Genomic DNA, 16,914 nt, shown 5'->3' on the forward strand with positions numbered 1-16,914 from the left:
GTGGCCGGTCGGCCGCCGGGGACCCGCGGTGTCACCGGGCCACCAGCAGCTCCGTCCAGTCGCGGGCCACCCGCTCCAGCGAGAAGTTCTCCCGTGCCTGCGTACGGGCCAGTCGGCCGGCGGAGAGCCAGTCCTCCTCCCCCAGCCCGGCGATGGCCTCCGCCATCGCCTCCGGGTGCCGGTGGATCCACCGCGCGTCGTAGATCTCGTCCGCCCCCGGCCACGGGAGCAGCGAGGGCACGGCGCAGGAGGCCATGCCCTCCGCCGGGGCGAGGTGGAAGCTCTCGTCGTCGCTGGTGGACAGCACATGCCCGACGCGCCGCAGCCAGCTCGCCACGTCCGCCCCGAACCCGTCGAAGACCACGGCTCCTTCGAGCAGCGGCGAGGTCTGCATACGGCGCAGGACGGAGTCGTAGTGGGCGCGTTCGTCAGGCTTGTTCCAGATCCACCAGTACTCCCACGGCGGCTTGGACTTGACCCTCAGGTGCCAGCGGCGGTCCCGGGCCCGCAGGGCCTCCAGCACGTCCAGGCCGAGGTCGAGGCGTTTGCGGCTCGGCGCGATGCCGATCATGCCGAGCCGGAACCGGGCGCCGGGGGCCTTGGTCCGGTCGAGCTGGTCGGTGTCCACCCAGTTGGGTACCACGGTGACCTTCTCCCGCGGCCAACCGGTGACCTCACGGGTGCGGCGGGCGTAGTACGGGCTGACGCACACCACCGTGTCGACGGCGTCGATGTCGACGTCGTGCGGCCACGGGGCGTCCAGCTCGAAGCGGTGCAGGCGGATCACCAGCCGGCTGCCCGGCCGCTTGTGGCGGCTGTACCAGACGGCCGCCGGACCGCACCATTCGACGATCACCACATCGGCCCAGGCGGCGAGTTCGCGGCTCTCGGCCGGATCGTGCCGGGCCAGCGCCGGCCAGGCGTCGACCCGTACGTCGAGACCGGGCAGCGCGCGGAAGTGGTCGAGGAGCCGGGTGAGGAACTTCAGGTCGTGGCCCGCGACGCCGACGCGCAGCGGTCGCGGCCGGGCCGTCACGGCGGCCGGGGCCTGCGGGAAGGCCTGTTCGAGCTGCGTCCGCCACCGCTGTGTCGCCTGTCCCAGCGTGTAGCGCGCCGCGGCCCGGCGGCAGCGGTCGGCCGCCAGCCGCCGCGCCCCGGGCTCACGCACGGCCAGCGCCACGGTGTCCACCGCGTCGTCGAGCCCGGCCCGCCCGGGGACGTACAGCGGGTAGTCGGCACCGAGCAGGGCCTCGTGGACGGGCGTGCGGTTGAGCACGACGGGCAGGCCCAGCGCGCCGAACTCCAGGACCTTGGTGGACAGTTCGAGGCTGGCGTCGAGGACGGGGTCGCGCCAGCCGAGGCCCAGGTCGCAGCCGGCGGCGATCCGCATGGCCTCCTCGCGCGGCTGCCCGCCGTGGTGCTCGACGCCCGGCGCGCCGCCGTCCAGCGCGCGGGCCATGGCCGGCCGGAACTCCGGCCGGGAGCGGTCCTCGTGGATCTTGTCGCCGACGGTGTGCAGCTCGGCGCGGATGCCCCGCTCGGCCAGCAGCGACGGCAGCCGTGTCATGGGCAGGGTGTTCCAGCGGGGCGCGAACTTCCCGGTGTAGACGAGCCGGAACGGATCGTGCGGCCGGTCGCCCTCCGGCACCGGGAAGCCGGGCTCGGGCACGGCGGGCGGGCTGAGCACGCACCGGCCGCAGGCCTCGGGCACCCAGGCCTCCAGGAAGCAGCGCAGCTCCTCGGTCTGGCACAGCAGTCGCCGGGCGGCCCGCGCGATGCGTTCGAGTTCCTCCCCGGCCTCCTCGGTCATCTCGGCCGGGGACTGCGGGATGTCGGTGAGGTAGGCCCAGATCCGCCCGTCGAAGTGCCCGTCGGCGACCACATGGGTGACCAGCCGCCGCCCGCGCAGCACCAGCAGGTCGCAGGGCGTCTCCTCGTCGAGCCGGACGAGCGCCTGCGCGGCCTGCACCGGCGACAGCGGCCGGTCGCCCGGCCCGGACAGCAGCCCGTCCTCGTGCGGGCGCACCACCGTGACACCGGGCAGCCCGGACAGCGGGTCGATCAACCGCCCGGTGCGCACCGGGGCCTTGAGGACGAGCCGGGTCTCGCAGCCCGCGCCGGCCAGCGCCTGGACGGTCGACTGCGCCCAGACGGCGGAGCCGTCGATGATGTTGAGGTCCACGTCGCCGTAGACGAGCGCCCTCAGCGTGCGGCTCATGCCGGCTCCTTCCCGTACACGGCGAACAGGCGGTACCCGTGGCGTGCCCACATCCCGGGCGGCACCGCGCAGGTGTGCAGCGCGCGCCGCACGAGCAGCGGCCGCAGTTCGGGGACGAAGGTGTAGTCGTCGTCGGCCGCGGAGGGGGTGCCCACCACGTCGGCGCCGGAGTACTCCTGGGCGCACATCAGATCCAGCAGCAGCGTCCTCGGGCGGTCCTCGGCCGGATCGGTCCAGTCCGCGACCCAGGGCGCGAGCGGCTCACCGGTGCGCACCGTGATCCCGGCGGCGGTGAGTTCGTCGAGGCCGGTGGGGTCGGGCACGACGACCTCGTCGGGCCGGTGGATCTGGCCGAGCACCTGGGCGACGAGCCGGGCGACGTCGGCCGGTCCCCGGGGCGCGGCCAGCACCGCGATCCGCCGCAGGTCCAGCGGATCGGGCGCGCCGACCCGGCGGGCCAGCTCCGACAGCCGCACCCGTGTGCTGCCGGTGCGGAACACCTCCCGCAGCCGTTCCCTGCCGTCCGCCGCCGGGTCGAGCGCGGCCGGCCGGACACCCGTGTCGGCGTCCAGGACGGCGTCCCAGGCGAAGTGGGCCAGTCCGGGGGCGGCCGAGAGCGGTCCGTCCCGCCACAGCACGGCCGCGCGCCCCGACGCGCGTGTCTCGGTGAGCAGTTCGGCGAGCGCGCGGTCGAGGTCGGGGGCGAAACCGGTGCCGGTCAGCGACCAGGGGCCGTCACCGGTGCAGGCGCTGAGCTGGACGACCAGCGCGTCCGGGTCGGTGCGCCGCACCATCTGGCGGCCGTCGTGCGGCAGCACCCGGCCGACCACGGCGTCCGCCGCGAAGTCCGCCGCGGTGGCGTCGGTGAGCACGCCGGCGATCACCAGGCGGTCGCGGGGCGCGGGGGCGAAGGCGCGGTGCGCGAGATGCAGGCGGTCGTCCGCGACCGCAGGCGGTTCGGGTGCCCGCGCCGGGCCGGCCGGGGCGGTGGGCCGCGACCGCACCCGTCCGCGCCACAGTCCGTACAGTTCGCGCGGCAGCCGGGTGGCCCCGCGCCGCGGTGACCGGGCGGCCCCGACGAGCGCCCGTCCGACGCGCAGCGAGGTGGAGCCCTCCAGCATGGCGACCCTGGCCTGGAGCAGACCGGTCCGCTCGCGGGCGGCGCGCAGCGCCGAGGCCAGTTGTTCCTTCTCCCGTACGGCGGCGGCCAGGCGGTCGGCGAGGCCCTCGCCCCGGTCGGCGCCCCGGGACTGCTCCGCGTCCTCGGCCGCGCGTTCCAGGTCCAGGACGTGGGCGCGCAGCGACCGGGAGACCAGGTCGGCCAGGACGTACTCGTCGGCGATCCGCAGCGCGGTGGCGAAGCCGTCGGAGTCGACGGGGCGGCCGAACCAGTCGTGGGGCGGCAGGAGTTCCTCGGTGCGGACGAACACCGCGCCGGCGTGCAGATGCTGATAGTCGAGCGGAACGGCCCGCACCACCTGGCAGCGGTGGGTGACCAGGCCGTCCAGGAGCCGGTGATAGGGCAGTTCGGGCCCGGGGTGGCCGAAGGCGACCAGGCCCCGGGCGCCGGGGCGCATCCGTTCCGGCACGGCGAGGCAGTCCGCCTCGGTGCCGTGCAGGGCGGGGTCCGGGCCGTACGACAGGAGCACCAGCTCGCCGGCCTCGACGGGACCTCCGTCGTACTGGCGCAGCGTGACGCCGCCGGGCAGGTGCAGATAGGGCTCCAGGTTCAGGCCGCCCTGAGTGGCGTCCACCACGGTGGTGACGCCGTCCAGATGGGGGTGGAGCAGATCGGTCAGGCGCATCAGCGGCTCCTTGTGAAGACGTGGAAGCCGACCTCGTTCTCGCGGAAGCCGTAGGGGCGGAATGCGGTGTGGCGCAGGCCCAGGGGTTCGAGGTGCGCGCGGTACTCGGCGAGGGGCCGGTGCACGATGTAGCCGCCGCGCGGTACGCGGTGGCGGGTGTTCTCGTCGGTGACGATCAGCTGTCCGGTGATCCGGACGAGGGAGGCGAGGTTGTGCAGGGCCCTCGCCCACTCGGCGTCGTCGAGGACGTGGAAGAGGACGTCGACGCACAGGACGACGTCGTAGGGCCAGGCGCTGCGCCACTGGTCGAGCGCGGCGACGGCGTAGCGCGGGCCGCCGCCCTCGGCACGCGCGTGCGCGACGGCTTCTTCGCTGGTGTCGAAGGCGTCGACGCGGTGGCCGCAGCGGGCCAGGCCCCGGGCGAAGTGCCCTTTCCCGCAGCCCGCGTCGAGCACGAACAGCGGGGCCTCGGGGCCGGACAGGTCGCCGGTCAGGTCGAGCAGCGCGCCGAGCCGCAGGGCGTAGAAGATCTCGTTGCCCGCCCGGTCCAGGCCGATGTGGCCGCCGGAGGCCAGGTCGTCGTGCTCGCGGTGCCGGGTGTCCCAGTAGGCGCGGGTCCGGTCGGTGTCCGTGGCGGCGTCAGGCATGGTGGTCCAGCCAGCGGGTGACGACGTCGGCGATCCTCGGGCCTGCGTGTCCGTCCCACAGCGGCGGGCCCTCGGCGGGCGGCGGCTGGCCGCCCGCCAGCACCTTGCCCAGCGCGGGCACCAACTCGGCGTGCGTCACCAGGCGGTTGGTGCCGTGGGTGACGGTCACCGGGCGCTCGGTGGTGGTGCGCAGCGTCAGACAGGGCACGCCCAGCACGGTGGTCTCCTCCTGCACACCGCCGGAGTCGGTGATCACGGCGGCGGCGCCGCGGACCAGGCTCATGAACTCGACGTAGCCGAGCGGGTCCAGCAGATGCACGCCCGGGGCGCCGGCCAGTCCGGCCTCGCTGAGGGCCTGCCGTCCGCGGGGGTGCAGCGGTACGGCGAGGTCCAGGTGGCGGGCCGCCTCGGTCAGGGCGCGCGCGGCGGCGCGCACCGCCTCGGGGTCGTCGACGTTGGCCGGCCGGTGCAGGGTGACCACGGCGTAGCGCTCGGGCAGGCCGTGGGCCGCGCGGGCGGCCGCGGGGTCGAAGTGGTCGAGGTGGCCGATCAGGGTGTCGATCATGGGGTTGCCGACCAGGTGGACGCGCCCGACGTCGACACCCTCGCGGGCGAGGTGGCCGACGGCGTCGGCGCTGGTGGCGAACAGCAGCTCGGCCAGCTGGTCGACCAGCCGCCGGTTGACCTCCTCCGGCATCGCCATGTCGAAGCTGCGCAGCCCCGCCTCCACATGGGCGAGCGGCATCTCCAGCTTGGCGGCGACGAGGGCGGCGGCGAGCGTGGAGTTCACGTCGCCGTAGACCACCACCAGGTCCGGTGCGCGGGCGGCGAGTTCGGTCTCCAGGGCGACCAGCAGGTCGGCCGTCTGCCGGGCGTGGCTGCCGGAGCCGACCCCGAGGTCGGTGTCCGGTTCGGGCAGGCCCAGCTGCCGGAAGAAGACGTCCGACATCCGTTCGTCGTAGTGCTGGCCGGTGTGCACCAGGACCTGGTCGCAGCCGGCCGTGCGCAGGGCGGCGACGACCGGGGCGGCCTTGACGAAGTTCGGCCTGGTGCCGACGACGTGGAGTACGCGGCCGTTCATCTCGTAACGTTCTCCGCTCCCGCCTACCGTGGGCGCTATGTTCAGAAATGCACCTCTTGCCCTGAGTCTGGCGGTATCCGTCGCATGGGGCGAGCTGCGTCATGACCCGCTCAGGGCCGTGGCGCTCGGGGTCCGGCTGCTGCCGCCGCCCGTCCGGCGCAGGCTGGAGCCGGTGGAGCGGCGGCTCACCGGACGGGCCGGGACTGCCGGGCCCGCCGCTGCTCCATCCGGGTCACGGGTGCGCGCCCCGGCCGGACGAAGGCTCCGGCCGGTGCCGGGCCGGGTGCTGCACCTGGTCACCAACGGCGTGCCGTACAAGCAGGCCGGCTACACCGTGCGCACCCGCAAGCTCACCGAGGCGCAGCGGGCGGCCGGACTCGACCCGCATGTCGTGACACGTATCGGATTCCCGGTGGCCCAGGGCGTGCTGGACGCGCGCCCGTCGCAGATCGTCGGCGGTGTGCCGCAGCACCGGCTGCTCCCGCCCTGGCTCCCGTACGGGCAGGCAGCGCTGCTCACCCGGAACGCCGAGCTGGCCGCGCGCCTGGTGGAGCGGCTGCGGCCGGCCGTGCTGCACGCGGCCACCGACCACGGGAACGGCCGTGTGGCGCTGGCCCTGCGGGAGGCCTACGGGCTGCCCGTGGTCTACGAGGTGCGGGGATTTCTGGAGGAGACCTGGCTGACGCAGGCGCCGGGCCGCTCGCGCGACGACGCCACCTACCGGGCGCGCCGGGAGCTGGAGACGCGGTGCATGCGGGAGGCGGACCTGGTGCTGACGCTGGGTGCGGCGATGCGGGCCGAGATCGTGGCGCGCGGGGTGCCCGCGGACCGGGTGCTGATCGCGCCGAACGCGGTGGACGAGGAGTTCCTGGCCCCGCCGCCGGACGGGACGCCGCTGCGGGCCCGACTCGGTATCGCGCCGGACGAGTTCGTGGTCGGCACCGTCAGCAGCCTTACTCCATACGAGGGAATCGACACCCTGCTTCTCGCGGGGGCCGAACTCAGGCGCCTGGGGGTTCCGCTGCGGCTGCTGATCGTGGGCGACGGCCCCGAGCGCGCGCACCTCGAACGACTGGCCGGCCGGCTGGGCCTGAGCGGCGGCGCGGCCCTGTTCACCGGCCGGGTGCCGCACGACCAAGTGCGCGGATTCCACGCGGTGTTGGACGTCTTCGCGGTGCCCCGCACCGATGAGCGGGTGTGCCGGCTGGTGACGCCGCTGAAGCCGGTCGAGGCGATGGCGAGCGGGCTGCCGGTGGCGGCCAGTGATCTCACCGCACTGGCGGAGCTGGTCGAACCCGGCGTGACCGGACAGCTCATTTCGCCCCAATCCCCACAAGCTTGGGCAGAAGCTTTGAAAACATTGCTTTACAGTCAAGAGCGGCGGATCGAATGGGGAGCGGCCGCCCGCGCGGTGGTCGCCCGTGAACGCACCTGGGCACGGGTCGCCGACACGACCCGTGAGGCGTACCGGCTGCTCGGCTGCGTCTGACGCCGTCCGACCGCGCGCCGCACGACCTTCGGATCCGGCAGTTCCTGCAACGAGGCGGTGAACCCTATGCGGGGCCAACAGACCGAACCGCTCGGGGAGACGAGCGAACCGCTCGGGGACAAGGACAGCACCGACGACGTCGAACTCGCGGTGATCGGCCTCGGCTACGTCGGACTGCCGCTGGCCCGGGAAGCGGCCGAGACGGGCCTGCGCGTGGTGGGCCTGGACCGCGACCCGCGCGTCGTGGAGGCGCTCAACTCCGGACGCTCGCACGTGGACGACGTGTCCGACGACGAGGTGCGCCGGATGCTCGCGGCACGCTTCCGGGCCCACACCGACGACGCCTGCCTGGCCCGCGCGCAGACCGTGGTGATCTGTGTGCCGACACCGCTCAGCCCGGACGGCGGCCCCGACCTGGACGCGGTCACCTCCGCCGTCCGCTCGGTGGCCGGCCGGCTGCGGCGCGGCCGGCTCGTCGTGCTGGAGTCGACCACGTATCCGGGCACCACCGACGAGGTCGTACGGCCACTGCTGGAGGAGATATCCGGCCTGCGGGCCGGCACGGACTTCGCGCTCGCCTTCTCACCGGAGCGCATCGACCCCGGCGCCACCACTCACGGGCTGCGCGAGACGCCCAAGGTGGTCGGCGGTGTCACCCCCGGCTGCGCCACCCGTGCCGCGACCTTCTACGGCAAGCTCGTCGACACGGTGGTGCAGGCCAAGGGCACCCGCGAGGCCGAGATGGCCAAGCTGCTGGAGAACACCTACCGGCACGTGAACATCGCCCTGGTCAACGAGATGGCGATGTTCTGCCGCGAGATCGGCGTAGACCTCTGGGACGCGATCCGCTGCGCCTCCACGAAGCCGTTCGGCTTCCAGGCCTTCCGGCCGGGCGCCGGAGTGGGCGGCCACTGCATCCCCATCGACCCGAACTACCTGTCGTTCAAGGTGCGTTCCTCGCTGGGCTACGACTTCCGGTTCGTCGGGCTCGCCCAGGAGATCAACCGGCGGATGCCGGAGTACGTCGTGCGCCGTGCCCAGGACCTGCTCAACGCCGCCGGCCGGCCGCTGCAGGGATCCCGGGTCCTGCTGCTCGGGGTCACCTACAAGCCCGACGTCGCCGACCAGCGCGAGACACCGGCCGTGCCGGTGGTCCGGCTGCTGCGGGCACGTCAGGCCGTGGTCCGCTTCCACGACCCGCACGTACCGGAGTGGTCCGTCGACGGTGCGCCCGTCACCCGGGTCGACGACCTCATGGCCGCCGTGCGCGAGCACGACCTCACGATCCTGCTCCAGGACCACTCCGCCTACGACCTGCCCGCCCTCGCGGACGCGGCCCGCCGTCTCTTCGACACCCGGGGGCGGATCTTCCGGCCCGGTGTCGAGGTGCTGTGACGGCCCGGGCGCCGCGCGGAGTTGAAAGGTGCACTGATGCGCATACTCGTCGTGACCGTCGTCCACCATCCCGAGGACGCGCGGATACTGCACCGGCAGATCGCCGCTCTGACCGGCCGCGGCCACCGGGTCGTGTACGCGGCGCCGTTCGCGGACCGCGGGGTGACACCGCGGTCCGACGTGGAGGGCGTGGACCTGCCGCGGGCCGTCGGCCGTGACCGCCGTACGGCGCTGCGGGCCGTCCGCGCGCTGCTGGCCGAGCGCGGGCCCGAGATGGACGTGGTGCTGCTGCACGACCCCGAGCTGCTGCTCGCCCTGCCGGGCACGCTGCGCGGCTGGCGGCGCGGCGGGCGGGGCCCGGTGACCGTGTGGGACGTGCACGAGGACACGGCCGCCGCGCTGGTGATGAAGCCCTGGCTGCCGCAGGTGCTGCGTCCCCCGCTGCGGCTCGCCGTACGGGCCGCGGAACACCTGGCCGAGCGGCATCTGCGGCTGCTGCTCGCCGAGGACGCCTACCAGTCCCGCTTCCGCCGCCCCCACCCGGTGGTGCCCAATCTGGTGTACGTGCCGGTGGAACAGCCCCGGCCGCCGGGCCCGGACGAGGTGGTCTACCTCGGCCATCTGTCGCGGGCGCGCGGCGCGCTCGACCTCGTCGAGACCGCCCGGCTGCTGCGCCCCGACATACGCGTCGTGGCCATCGGCGCGGCCGATCCCGACGTCCGCGACGCGCTGACCGAGGCCGACCGCCGGGGCGTCCTGCGCTGGTACGGCTACCTGCCCAACGACCTGGCGCTCGCGCGGCTCTCCGGGGCCCTGGCCGGTCTGTCCCTGCTGCACGACCAGCCCAACTACCGCCACTCACGGCCCACCAAGGTCGTCGAGTACATGGCGCACGGCGTCCCCGTCGTCACCACGCCGACCCCCCTGGCCGCCGACCTCGTGCGGCGGCACGGCTGCGGCCTCGTCGTCCCGTACGGGGACCCGGCGGCGGCCGCGGAAGCGGTACGGCGGCTGCGCGCCGACCGCGAGCTGCGGCGCGGCGCAGCCCGGCGCGGCCGGACCGCGGCCCTGGCCGAGCTCGACTGGTCGGACAAGGCGGGCGAGTTCGCTGCGTGGCTGGAGATCTGGACGAAGGAGGCAGCCGACGCCCGTGCCGAGCGCGGCCTCGGAACCCCCCTGCGCACACGCTGAGTCGGGCGGGCGGGCGCCCGGTCCGGCACGGCGACGGCAACGGCAACGGCGACGGCGACGGCGATGGTCCGGACGGAATCAGACGGGCCGTCAGCGGCAACAAGGTCATCCGGAGGGACGTTTGCGCATCACTGCGCGACGATGAGGTCTGAGGACGCGCGGGCGGGGTATGCCCGATCGCACCTCGACGGACCGGAACCGGAGGACACGGATGGCACAGTTGCGGCAAGAGGTCGACCCGGGCGAGGCCGGGCTGGATCCCAAGGCGCTCGACCGCCTCGACCAGCACTTCGCCCACCATGTCGACGAGGGCCGGCTGCCCGGCTTCCTCGTCCTGGTCGCCCGCAGCGGCCGGGTCGCCCATCTGACGACACACGGTCACCGCGACCTCGCCGCCGCGACTCCCGTCGAGCCCGACACGCTCTGGCGGATCTACTCCATGACCAAGCCGGTCACCTCGGTCGCCGCGCTGATGCTGATGGAGGAGGGGCGGCTGTCGCTCGACGACCCGGTCGCCCGCCACCTGCCCGCCTTCGCCGACGCGCGGGTCTACGACAGCGGTTCCGGCACCGGCACCGTGACCCGGCCGGCCGCCCGGCCGATGCTCGTCCGGCACCTGATGACCCACACCGCGGGCCTGACCTTCGCCTTCTACCACTCGCACCCCGTCGACGCCCTCTACCGCGAGGCCGGACTGGAGTCCTCGGTGCCGCCGGGCGCGGACCTCGCCGAGACGATCGACGTGTACGCGAGCCTGCCGCTTCAGTTCGAGCCGGGCACCCAGTGGAACTACTCCGTGGCCAGCAACGTCCTCGGCCGCATCATCGAGGTGGTGTCGGGCCGGCCGCTGGACGAGTTCTTCGCCGAGCGGATCTTCGGCCCGCTCGGGATGCCGGACGCCGGTTTCGAGGTCGACGGCGAACAGGCCCTCCGGCTGGCCGAGTTGTACGGGGAGAAGGAGGACGGCTCCGGAATCGAGCCGGTCCCCGGACTGCCGCTGCGCGGCCGCCCGCGCTTCCTGTCCGGCAGCGGCGGCATGGTGGCCGGCGCGTACGACGTGCACCGCTTCACGGAACTGCTGCGCCGCCGCGGGGAACTCGACGGCACCCGGCTGCTCACCCCCGAGACGGTCGGCCTGATGACCAGCAACCAGCTCCCCGGCGGCGCGGACCTGCGCTCCTTCGGCAGCCGCCCCGCCCACGACGAGCCCGGCAACGAGGGCGTCGGCTTCGGGCTCGGCGTCTCCGTGGTCGTCGACCCCGCCCGCACCGTCGCGCCCGCCGGCCTCGGCACGTACGGCTGGACCGGTGTGGCCACCACGACCTTCTGGGTCGACCCGGGCCGCGACCTCAGCGTGCAGTTCATGACGCAAGTGCGGCCGAGGGGCACCCACACGGTGTTCCGGGACCTCAAGCGGCTGGTCCACGAGGCGGTCACGGACTGACCCGCGCGCCACCGGGCGCCGCTGCCGTCGGGTCGCCCCGGCCCGGACGCCGGGGCGACCGCCCGCCAGTACACCGCCGTGACCGGCTCAGGACCAGTGGGCCACCGCGTCCAGGTGCGGCAGACGGTGGTCCAGCCGCTCCCGCTTCGTGCGCAGGTACGTGATGTTGTTCTCACTCGGCGCGATCAGCAGCGGGACCTCCTCGGCGACCTGGATGCCGTACCGCAGCAGCGCCTCGCGCTTGCGCGGGTTGTTCGACATCAGGCGCACCGAACGCACACCCAGGTCCCGCAGGATCTCGGCGGCGGCGCCGTAGTCGCGCGCGTCCACCGGCAGGCCGAGCGCGAGATTCGCCTCGACGGTGTCCAGGCCCTCCGCCTGGAGGGCCATCGCGCGCAGCTTGGCGAGCAGTCCTATCCCGCGGCCCTCGTGCCCTCTGAGATAGACGACGACACCGCGTCCCTCGGCGACGACGGCACGCAGCGCGGAAGCCAGTTGGTCGCCGCACTCGCAGTGCTGCGAGCCGAAGGCGTCCCCGGTCAGGCACTCCGAATGCAGCCGGGTGAGGACCTGCTCGGTGCCGATGTCGCCGTAGACCAGGGCCACTTGGTCGACACCACGGTCGTGGTCCACATAGCCGACCGCGTCGAATTTGCCGTACACGGTGGGCAAGGGAGCATTCACGACGCGTTCCACGCCCGTGCGCTGCGCTGACTTCTTGCCGATTATGCCAAGGTTTTCTGTCATGATCTGAGTTCCTCAACAGAGACGAAAGGCCGTGAAAAGATGAGTGGTTCGGGAACCCGGTCGGTGCCGCACGGTCTGCTGCCGTCCGACACCACGCTGGACGTTCGGGCGCGCGCGGCCGGTGTCCCGCGGCAGGTCGCCGTCCTGCCCGTCGGCAGTTTCGAGCAGCACGGTCCGTACCTGCCGCTCGCGACCGACACGCTCGTCGCCTGCGCCATCGCCCGGGAGATCGCCGACGCGTATCCGGTGCACCTCCTCCCTCCGGTGACGGTCTCCTGCTCGCACGAGCACGCGGGCTGGCCGGGGACCGTCAGCATCTCCTCAGTGACCCTTCACGCGGTGATACGGGACATGGCGGCGTCGTTGCGCCGTTCGGGTGTCGAGGCCCTGGTCCTCGTCAACGGGCACGGCGGCAACTACGTCCTGGGCAACGTCGTTCAGGAGTCCTCCGCGCGGGGCGAGTCGATGGCGCTGTTCCCGGCCGCGGAGGACTGGGAGGAGGCGCGGGAGCGGGCCGGGGTGCGGACCTCGCTGCTCACCGACATGCATGCGGGGGAAATCGAGACCTCCATCCTTCTGCACACTCATCCGGAAATGGTCAGGCCCGGTTATGAGAGCGCCGATTTCATCGCGGACGACCGGCGCCGGCTGCTCACCGTGGGCATGTCCGCCTATACCGATTCGGGCGTCATCGGCCGTCCTTCACTCGGCGCCGCGGAAAAGGGGAAGGAACTGCTCGCCGCTCTCACCGATTCCTTCGGAGCGTATTTCGAGTTGCTCACTTCGGCATCCGTGCCGGCGGACGGCGTGCGGCGGGCGGCCGGCAGCGACCCGGAGTAGTCGCCGTCCGGTGCGTGGCCCGGCGCCGCGTCCGGCGCCGCGGAGGCGGCCCGGGCGCGCAGGGCCGCGCACCAGCGGGCGACCAGCACCAGGGCGCCGGGCGCACTCGCCGCGAAGCTGAGCACGCCGTACACGACGGCGACGGCCAGGCCGTTGCCGGCCCCCAGTCCGGCGGCCCCGAACGCCCAGGCCGTGACGCCCTCCCTGGGCCCCCAGCCGCCGACGTTGAGCGGCACGCTCATGGCCAGCAGCGCGAGGACGGCGAGCGGCAGCAGCACGGTCACCGAGGCCGACGTTCCGGTGACCCGGGCGGCGAGCAGGAACGTCGCGACGTACCCCGCGAGGACGACGACGGACGCCCCGAGGACGCCCGGACCGTTGCGGCGGGACAGCAGGGCCTCGCGCGCCTCCGCCAGGAAAGCGCGGCCCTTGCCGCCGCCGGGCCCGCGGTTCATCCGCAGGGCGAGCACGATCGCGAGCGCGCCCAGCGCGGCGAACACCGACAGCACCACGGCGTGCCGGGTCCCGGCCATGACGGGCGACGGCACGGTCAGCAGGACCGCCACGCCCAGCACGGCCAGGACGCCCTGGCCGGCGGTCCGTTCGAGGACCACCGAGCGCACACCGCGGCCCAGGTCACCGGCGCTGCGCCCGTGGTGCACCGCGCGGTGCACATCACCGACGACGCCGCCGGGCAGGGCGGCGTTCAGGAACAGCGCACGGTAGTAGTCGGCCAGGGCGGACCCGAACGGCAGCCGGATGCCCAGTCCCCGTGCCACCAACTGCCAGCGCCAGGCACTGAACACGGTGGTGACCAGGCCGATGCCGACCGCCGCGGCCAGCGTGGGCGCGTCGATACGGCGCAGCCCGTCCAGGAAGACACCGGTGCCCAGGCGCCACAGCAGGACGCCGAGGATGGCGATGCCCGCGACGGTGCCGAGATGGGTGCGCAGGACACGTCCGAGGCCGCGGCGGGCGGCAGGCGCGGCGGTGCCGTCCGCACCGGGCGGCGGCGTGCCGGGCCGGGCCGGGGTCGGCGCGTGGGCCGCCGGGGACACCTCGACCGGTCCGTCGTGCAGAAGCCGTGCCGTAACCGTGCGCGGTGCCCGGGCCGTGGACGCCGGGCCCTGCGGCAGGACACGGCCGGCCGCGCCCGCCGTCGCGGGACGAGTCGCCGCCGCCGGACCGTCCGGCGGCACGTCCCGCCCTGTCGCAGCGGGCGGGTGCGGCTGCGACCGCGGTCGCGGGACCCTCGGCGCGGTGGCGACGGGGCGCGCGTTCGCCGCCGTCGGGCGGGGGCGGTCGTTCGTCCCGCCCGAGCGCAGCAGCCGCGTCGTGTCCGCGAGCGCGGTCCGCGCGCTCATGACGCCGAGCCCGTCGGCCCGGTGAGCGCCAGGAGGTCGCTGTGGTGCACGACGACCCGCAACTCCCCGGCCGCGCACGCGTCCAGACGGGCCGCGAGGTAACCCTCGGCGCGATCCGCCAGCTCCGGGCGCTGTTCCACCGCCGCGCCCACCCAGCCGCGCAGCCATTGCGCGGTCAGCGCGGACTCCGCCGGGCCGAGCCGCCAGGGGCTGGGCTGCACCCGGACGTCGGCCCCGTGGGCGGCGAACGCCTCGCACGCCGCCGTGACCGCGTCCGGGCCGAGCAGGCCGCCGCGCCGCTGGTGGGCGTTGAACGCCTCTGCGATCTCCGCGTCGAGGGGGTCGGCCGGGGTGAGCTCGACCCGGCCGACCACGGACAGCGTCAGCAGCGCCGGACAGCCCGCCCCGGCGCACGCGGCGGCGAGGGTGTCGAGTTCCTCGCGGGTGAGCACGTCGAGCAGCGCGGACGCCGTCACCAGGGAGGCGCCGCGCAGCGCGTCGGGGGTCAGCCGGGCGACGTCGCCGCGGCGGGTCTCCACCGTGACATGGCCGCCGTCGCCGGCGGCCCGCGGGGAGCCGGCGGCCGCGAAGTGCAGGAGGTAGGGGTCGCGGTCGTGCAGGATCCAGTGCTGGGCGCCGTCCAGCCGCGGGGCGAGCCAACGGCCCATCGATCCGGTGCCGCAGCCCAGGTCGTGCACGACGATCCCGCTCGGCCGTCCCGCGAGCCGGGCGCGCAAGGTGTCGAGCAGCTCCGGCGCCCGCGCGACCGCGTCGGCGCCCTCGCGCAGCTCCAGCCATTCCGGCGCGTACCGGGCGGGCTCCTCGGGATCGGCGTCACGCAGCCGGACCGTGGGCCGTTCCCCGGCCGCGACGACGGGTCCGGAACCGGCGCCCGCTCCGCCCGCGGGGGCGGCCGGCGGGGCGGTCCCGGCGGTCGTCCCCTCGTCCGTCGGCGGTGTGCGGCCGTCGGCCGGCTGTTCGCCCACCCCGTGCTCCTCACCCCGCGGTCCCGGTCCGGCCGGGACCTGCGCGGCCGTCGTCGTCCTCCTCATGCCGCCCTCCGGGGTTCGTTCGGAAGCCGGCTCAGGACGCCGGCCAGGCTTTTCGCCGTCGTCGCCCAGCCGTCGAGCGCGGCCCGGCGGCTGCGGGCCGCCGACTTCAGACGGCGCCGCACGTCGGCCTCACCGAACCAGCCACGCAGTTCGGCGGCGAGGGCGGCGGGGTCCTCCGGCGGGACGAGGATGCCGGGGACGCCGCCGTCGGGTGCGCGGCCCACCGCCTCGGGAACGCCGCCGACGTCCGTGGCCAGCACCGGAATTCCGCGGGCCAGCGCCTCCGTGACGGCCATGCCGTACGTCTCAGCGTACGAGGCGAGGACCATGAGGTCGGCGGTGGCGTAGGTGGCGTCGAGTTCGGCGCCGGCCCGGGGGCCGACGAGGTGGACGCGGTCCTCCAGACCGTGCTTCTCGATCAGGGCCCGCAGCCGGGCGACGTACTCCGGGTCCTGGCCGAGCCCGCCCACGCACACGCAGCTCCACGGCAGGTCGGTCACCTCGGCGAGCGCCTCGACCAGCCGGTGCTGCCCCTTGCGCGGGGTGACCGCGGCGACGCACAGCAGCCGCGAGACGCCGTCGGTGCCGGAGGCCAGGGGCGCGATGTCGGCACCCGGTGCGGCGGCGTGCACCCGTTCGGGTGGCAGTCCGTGGTGGGAGACGAGCCGGCGGACCGCCCAGTCGCTGGTGGCGATCACCGCGTCGACCGCGCGCAGCACGGTGCGTTCGCGGGTGTCCAGCTCCGCGGCCACGGTCGGCGCGAGGCCCGTCTCGTCGCCGAGCGGGAGGTGCACCAGAACGGCGAGCCGCAGCCGCTCGGCCTCGGGCACGACGATCTCGGGCACACCGCAGGCGACCAGCCCGTCGAGCAGGACGACCGCGCCGTCGGGCATCGCCCGCAGCCGGCGGGCGAGGTCGGCGCGGGCGTCCGCCGCCGGTCGCGGCCAGGCCCCGTCGACGATCTCCTTGCGGACCTGCCAGCCGAATCCGGGCAGGTCCAGGCAGACCCGGCGGTCATAGGCGTTGCCGCCGCTGGGAACGGCCGGGTCGTCCACACCGCCCGGCATGACGAAGTACACCGTTCGCAGGGACATCGGGATGATTCCGCCGTTCTGCCGGCCCGCGGGCTGCGCGGGGACGAGGGCGAGGGGCGCAAGCGTCTCCGTGGTCGTGTCGGTCACAGGCCACGCTCATAGGCGGCCCAGGCGACATGCGACTCGTGGAGGGTGACCGAGATGCCCGCGAGCCCCTTGGCGCCCTCGCCCAGCGCGCCCTTGTGGACCCGCTCGGCGAGGCGGTCGGCGATGACCTTCGCCAGGAACTCGGTGGAGGTGTTGATCCCGGCGAACTCCGGCTCGTTGTCGAGGTTGCGGTAGTTCAGGTCGCTGACGACGGAGCCGAGCTCCTGCGTGGCCAGTCCGATGTCGACGACGATGTTGTCGTCGTCCAGCTGCTCGCGCCGGAAGGTGGCGTCCACCAGGAACGTCGCCCCGTGCAGACGCTGCGCGGGCCCGAAGACCTCACCGCGGAAGCTGTGGGCGATCATGATGTGATCGCGGACGGTGACACTGAACAACGGACGACCCTCCAGGTGCGGGGCATGGACGCCGGTTAGTACGGCTGCTGTCATTCTTTCGTTCA

General features: G+C 74.3%; 13 protein-coding genes and 1 pseudogene. 5 read left to right on the top strand and 9 right to left on the bottom strand.

All coding sequences use genetic code 11. From position 1 onward, the window contains the following. Window positions 1-31 precede the first annotated feature (31 nt). From DN051_RS09000 to wecB, 4 genes are read right to left on the bottom strand one after another with little or no spacing between them, the layout of a single operon-like run. Window positions 32-2,218, bottom strand: a complete 2,187-nt coding sequence (locus DN051_RS09000) for a glycosyltransferase (RefSeq protein ID WP_053759095.1) — start codon at window positions 2,216-2,218, stop codon at window positions 32-34. Beyond that, on the bottom strand, window positions 2,215-4,023 hold the full coding sequence (locus tag DN051_RS09005) for a hypothetical protein (RefSeq protein ID WP_112438454.1): 1,809 nt from the start codon (window positions 4,021-4,023) through the stop codon (window positions 2,215-2,217). Before DN051_RS09005 ends, DN051_RS09000 begins: the two co-directional genes overlap by 4 nt. After that, window positions 4,023-4,670 carry a class I SAM-dependent methyltransferase gene (locus DN051_RS09010; protein WP_053759097.1) on the bottom strand — a complete coding sequence of 216 codons (648 nt, stop codon included), beginning with the start codon at window positions 4,668-4,670 and terminating at the stop codon, window positions 4,023-4,025. Before DN051_RS09010 ends, DN051_RS09005 begins: the two co-directional genes overlap by 1 nt. Next, window positions 4,663-5,751 carry a non-hydrolyzing UDP-N-acetylglucosamine 2-epimerase gene (wecB, locus tag DN051_RS09015; RefSeq protein WP_112438455.1) on the bottom strand — a complete coding sequence of 363 codons (1,089 nt, stop codon included), beginning with the start codon at window positions 5,749-5,751 and terminating at the stop codon, window positions 4,663-4,665. Before wecB ends, DN051_RS09010 begins: the two co-directional genes overlap by 8 nt. Window positions 5,752-5,788: 37 nt before the next feature. Here wecB and DN051_RS09020 point away from each other — a divergent pair, with 37 nt between their 5' ends. The 4 genes from DN051_RS09020 to DN051_RS09035 all read left to right on the top strand — a co-directional run bounded on the left by DN051_RS09020 (window position 5,789) and on the right by DN051_RS09035 (window position 11,270). Further along, on the top strand, window positions 5,789-7,240 hold the full coding sequence (locus tag DN051_RS09020) for a glycosyltransferase family 4 protein (RefSeq protein ID WP_112438456.1): 1,452 nt from the start codon (window positions 5,789-5,791) through the stop codon (window positions 7,238-7,240). Between the two features lie 66 nt (window positions 7,241-7,306). Then, window positions 7,307-8,635: a nucleotide sugar dehydrogenase gene (locus DN051_RS09025; protein WP_112438457.1), complete on the top strand. Its 1,329-nt coding sequence runs from the start codon at window positions 7,307-7,309 to the stop codon at window positions 8,633-8,635. 36 nt (window positions 8,636-8,671) lie between these two features. Beyond that, window positions 8,672-9,826: a glycosyltransferase gene (locus DN051_RS09030; protein WP_053759099.1), complete on the top strand. Its 1,155-nt coding sequence runs from the start codon at window positions 8,672-8,674 to the stop codon at window positions 9,824-9,826. A 211-nt stretch (window positions 9,827-10,037) separates the two neighbouring features. Next, window positions 10,038-11,270, top strand: coding sequence for a serine hydrolase domain-containing protein (locus tag DN051_RS09035; protein ID WP_112438458.1), 1,233 nt, complete (start codon window positions 10,038-10,040; stop codon window positions 11,268-11,270). A gap of 87 nt (window positions 11,271-11,357) precedes the next feature. On the opposite strand, the gene ribA is transcribed toward DN051_RS09035, so the two are convergent. Further along, the gene (gene ribA / locus DN051_RS09040) at window positions 11,358-12,017 is read right to left on the bottom strand and encodes a GTP cyclohydrolase II (protein ID WP_053759101.1); all 660 of its coding nucleotides are present in this window, start codon (window positions 12,015-12,017) and stop codon (window positions 11,358-11,360) included. A gap of 39 nt (window positions 12,018-12,056) precedes the next feature. On the opposite strand from ribA, the gene DN051_RS09045 reads away from it, so the two are divergent. After that, window positions 12,057-12,857, top strand: coding sequence for a creatininase family protein (locus DN051_RS09045; RefSeq protein ID WP_079000909.1), 801 nt, complete (start codon window positions 12,057-12,059; stop codon window positions 12,855-12,857). A 167-nt stretch (window positions 12,858-13,024) separates the two neighbouring features. Here DN051_RS09045 and DN051_RS46445 read toward each other — a convergent pair. The 4 genes and pseudogenes from DN051_RS46445 to DN051_RS09065 form a co-directional block, all read right to left on the bottom strand. Continuing rightward, window positions 13,025-14,221, bottom strand: a pseudogene (locus tag DN051_RS46445) (lysylphosphatidylglycerol synthase transmembrane domain-containing protein); the annotation flags it as partial. Continuing rightward, the gene (locus tag DN051_RS09055; RefSeq protein WP_053759102.1) at window positions 14,218-15,273 is read right to left on the bottom strand and encodes a class I SAM-dependent methyltransferase; all 1,056 of its coding nucleotides are present in this window, start codon (window positions 15,271-15,273) and stop codon (window positions 14,218-14,220) included. The pseudogene DN051_RS46445 and the gene DN051_RS09055, both read right to left, overlap by 4 nt. Continuing rightward, entirely contained in the window at window positions 15,270-16,454 is a 1,185-nt protein-coding gene (locus DN051_RS09060) for a glycosyltransferase family 4 protein (protein WP_053759103.1), read from the bottom strand. Before DN051_RS09060 ends, DN051_RS09055 begins: the two co-directional genes overlap by 4 nt. Next, the gene (locus DN051_RS09065; protein ID WP_053759104.1) at window positions 16,451-16,849 is read right to left on the bottom strand and encodes a 6-pyruvoyl trahydropterin synthase family protein; all 399 of its coding nucleotides are present in this window, start codon (window positions 16,847-16,849) and stop codon (window positions 16,451-16,453) included. Before DN051_RS09065 ends, DN051_RS09060 begins: the two co-directional genes overlap by 4 nt. Between the last annotated feature and the right edge of the window lie 65 nt (window positions 16,850-16,914).

Source organism: Streptomyces cadmiisoli (genome assembly GCF_003261055.1).
GTDB lineage: Bacteria > Actinomycetota > Actinomycetes > Streptomycetales > Streptomycetaceae > Streptomyces > Streptomyces cadmiisoli.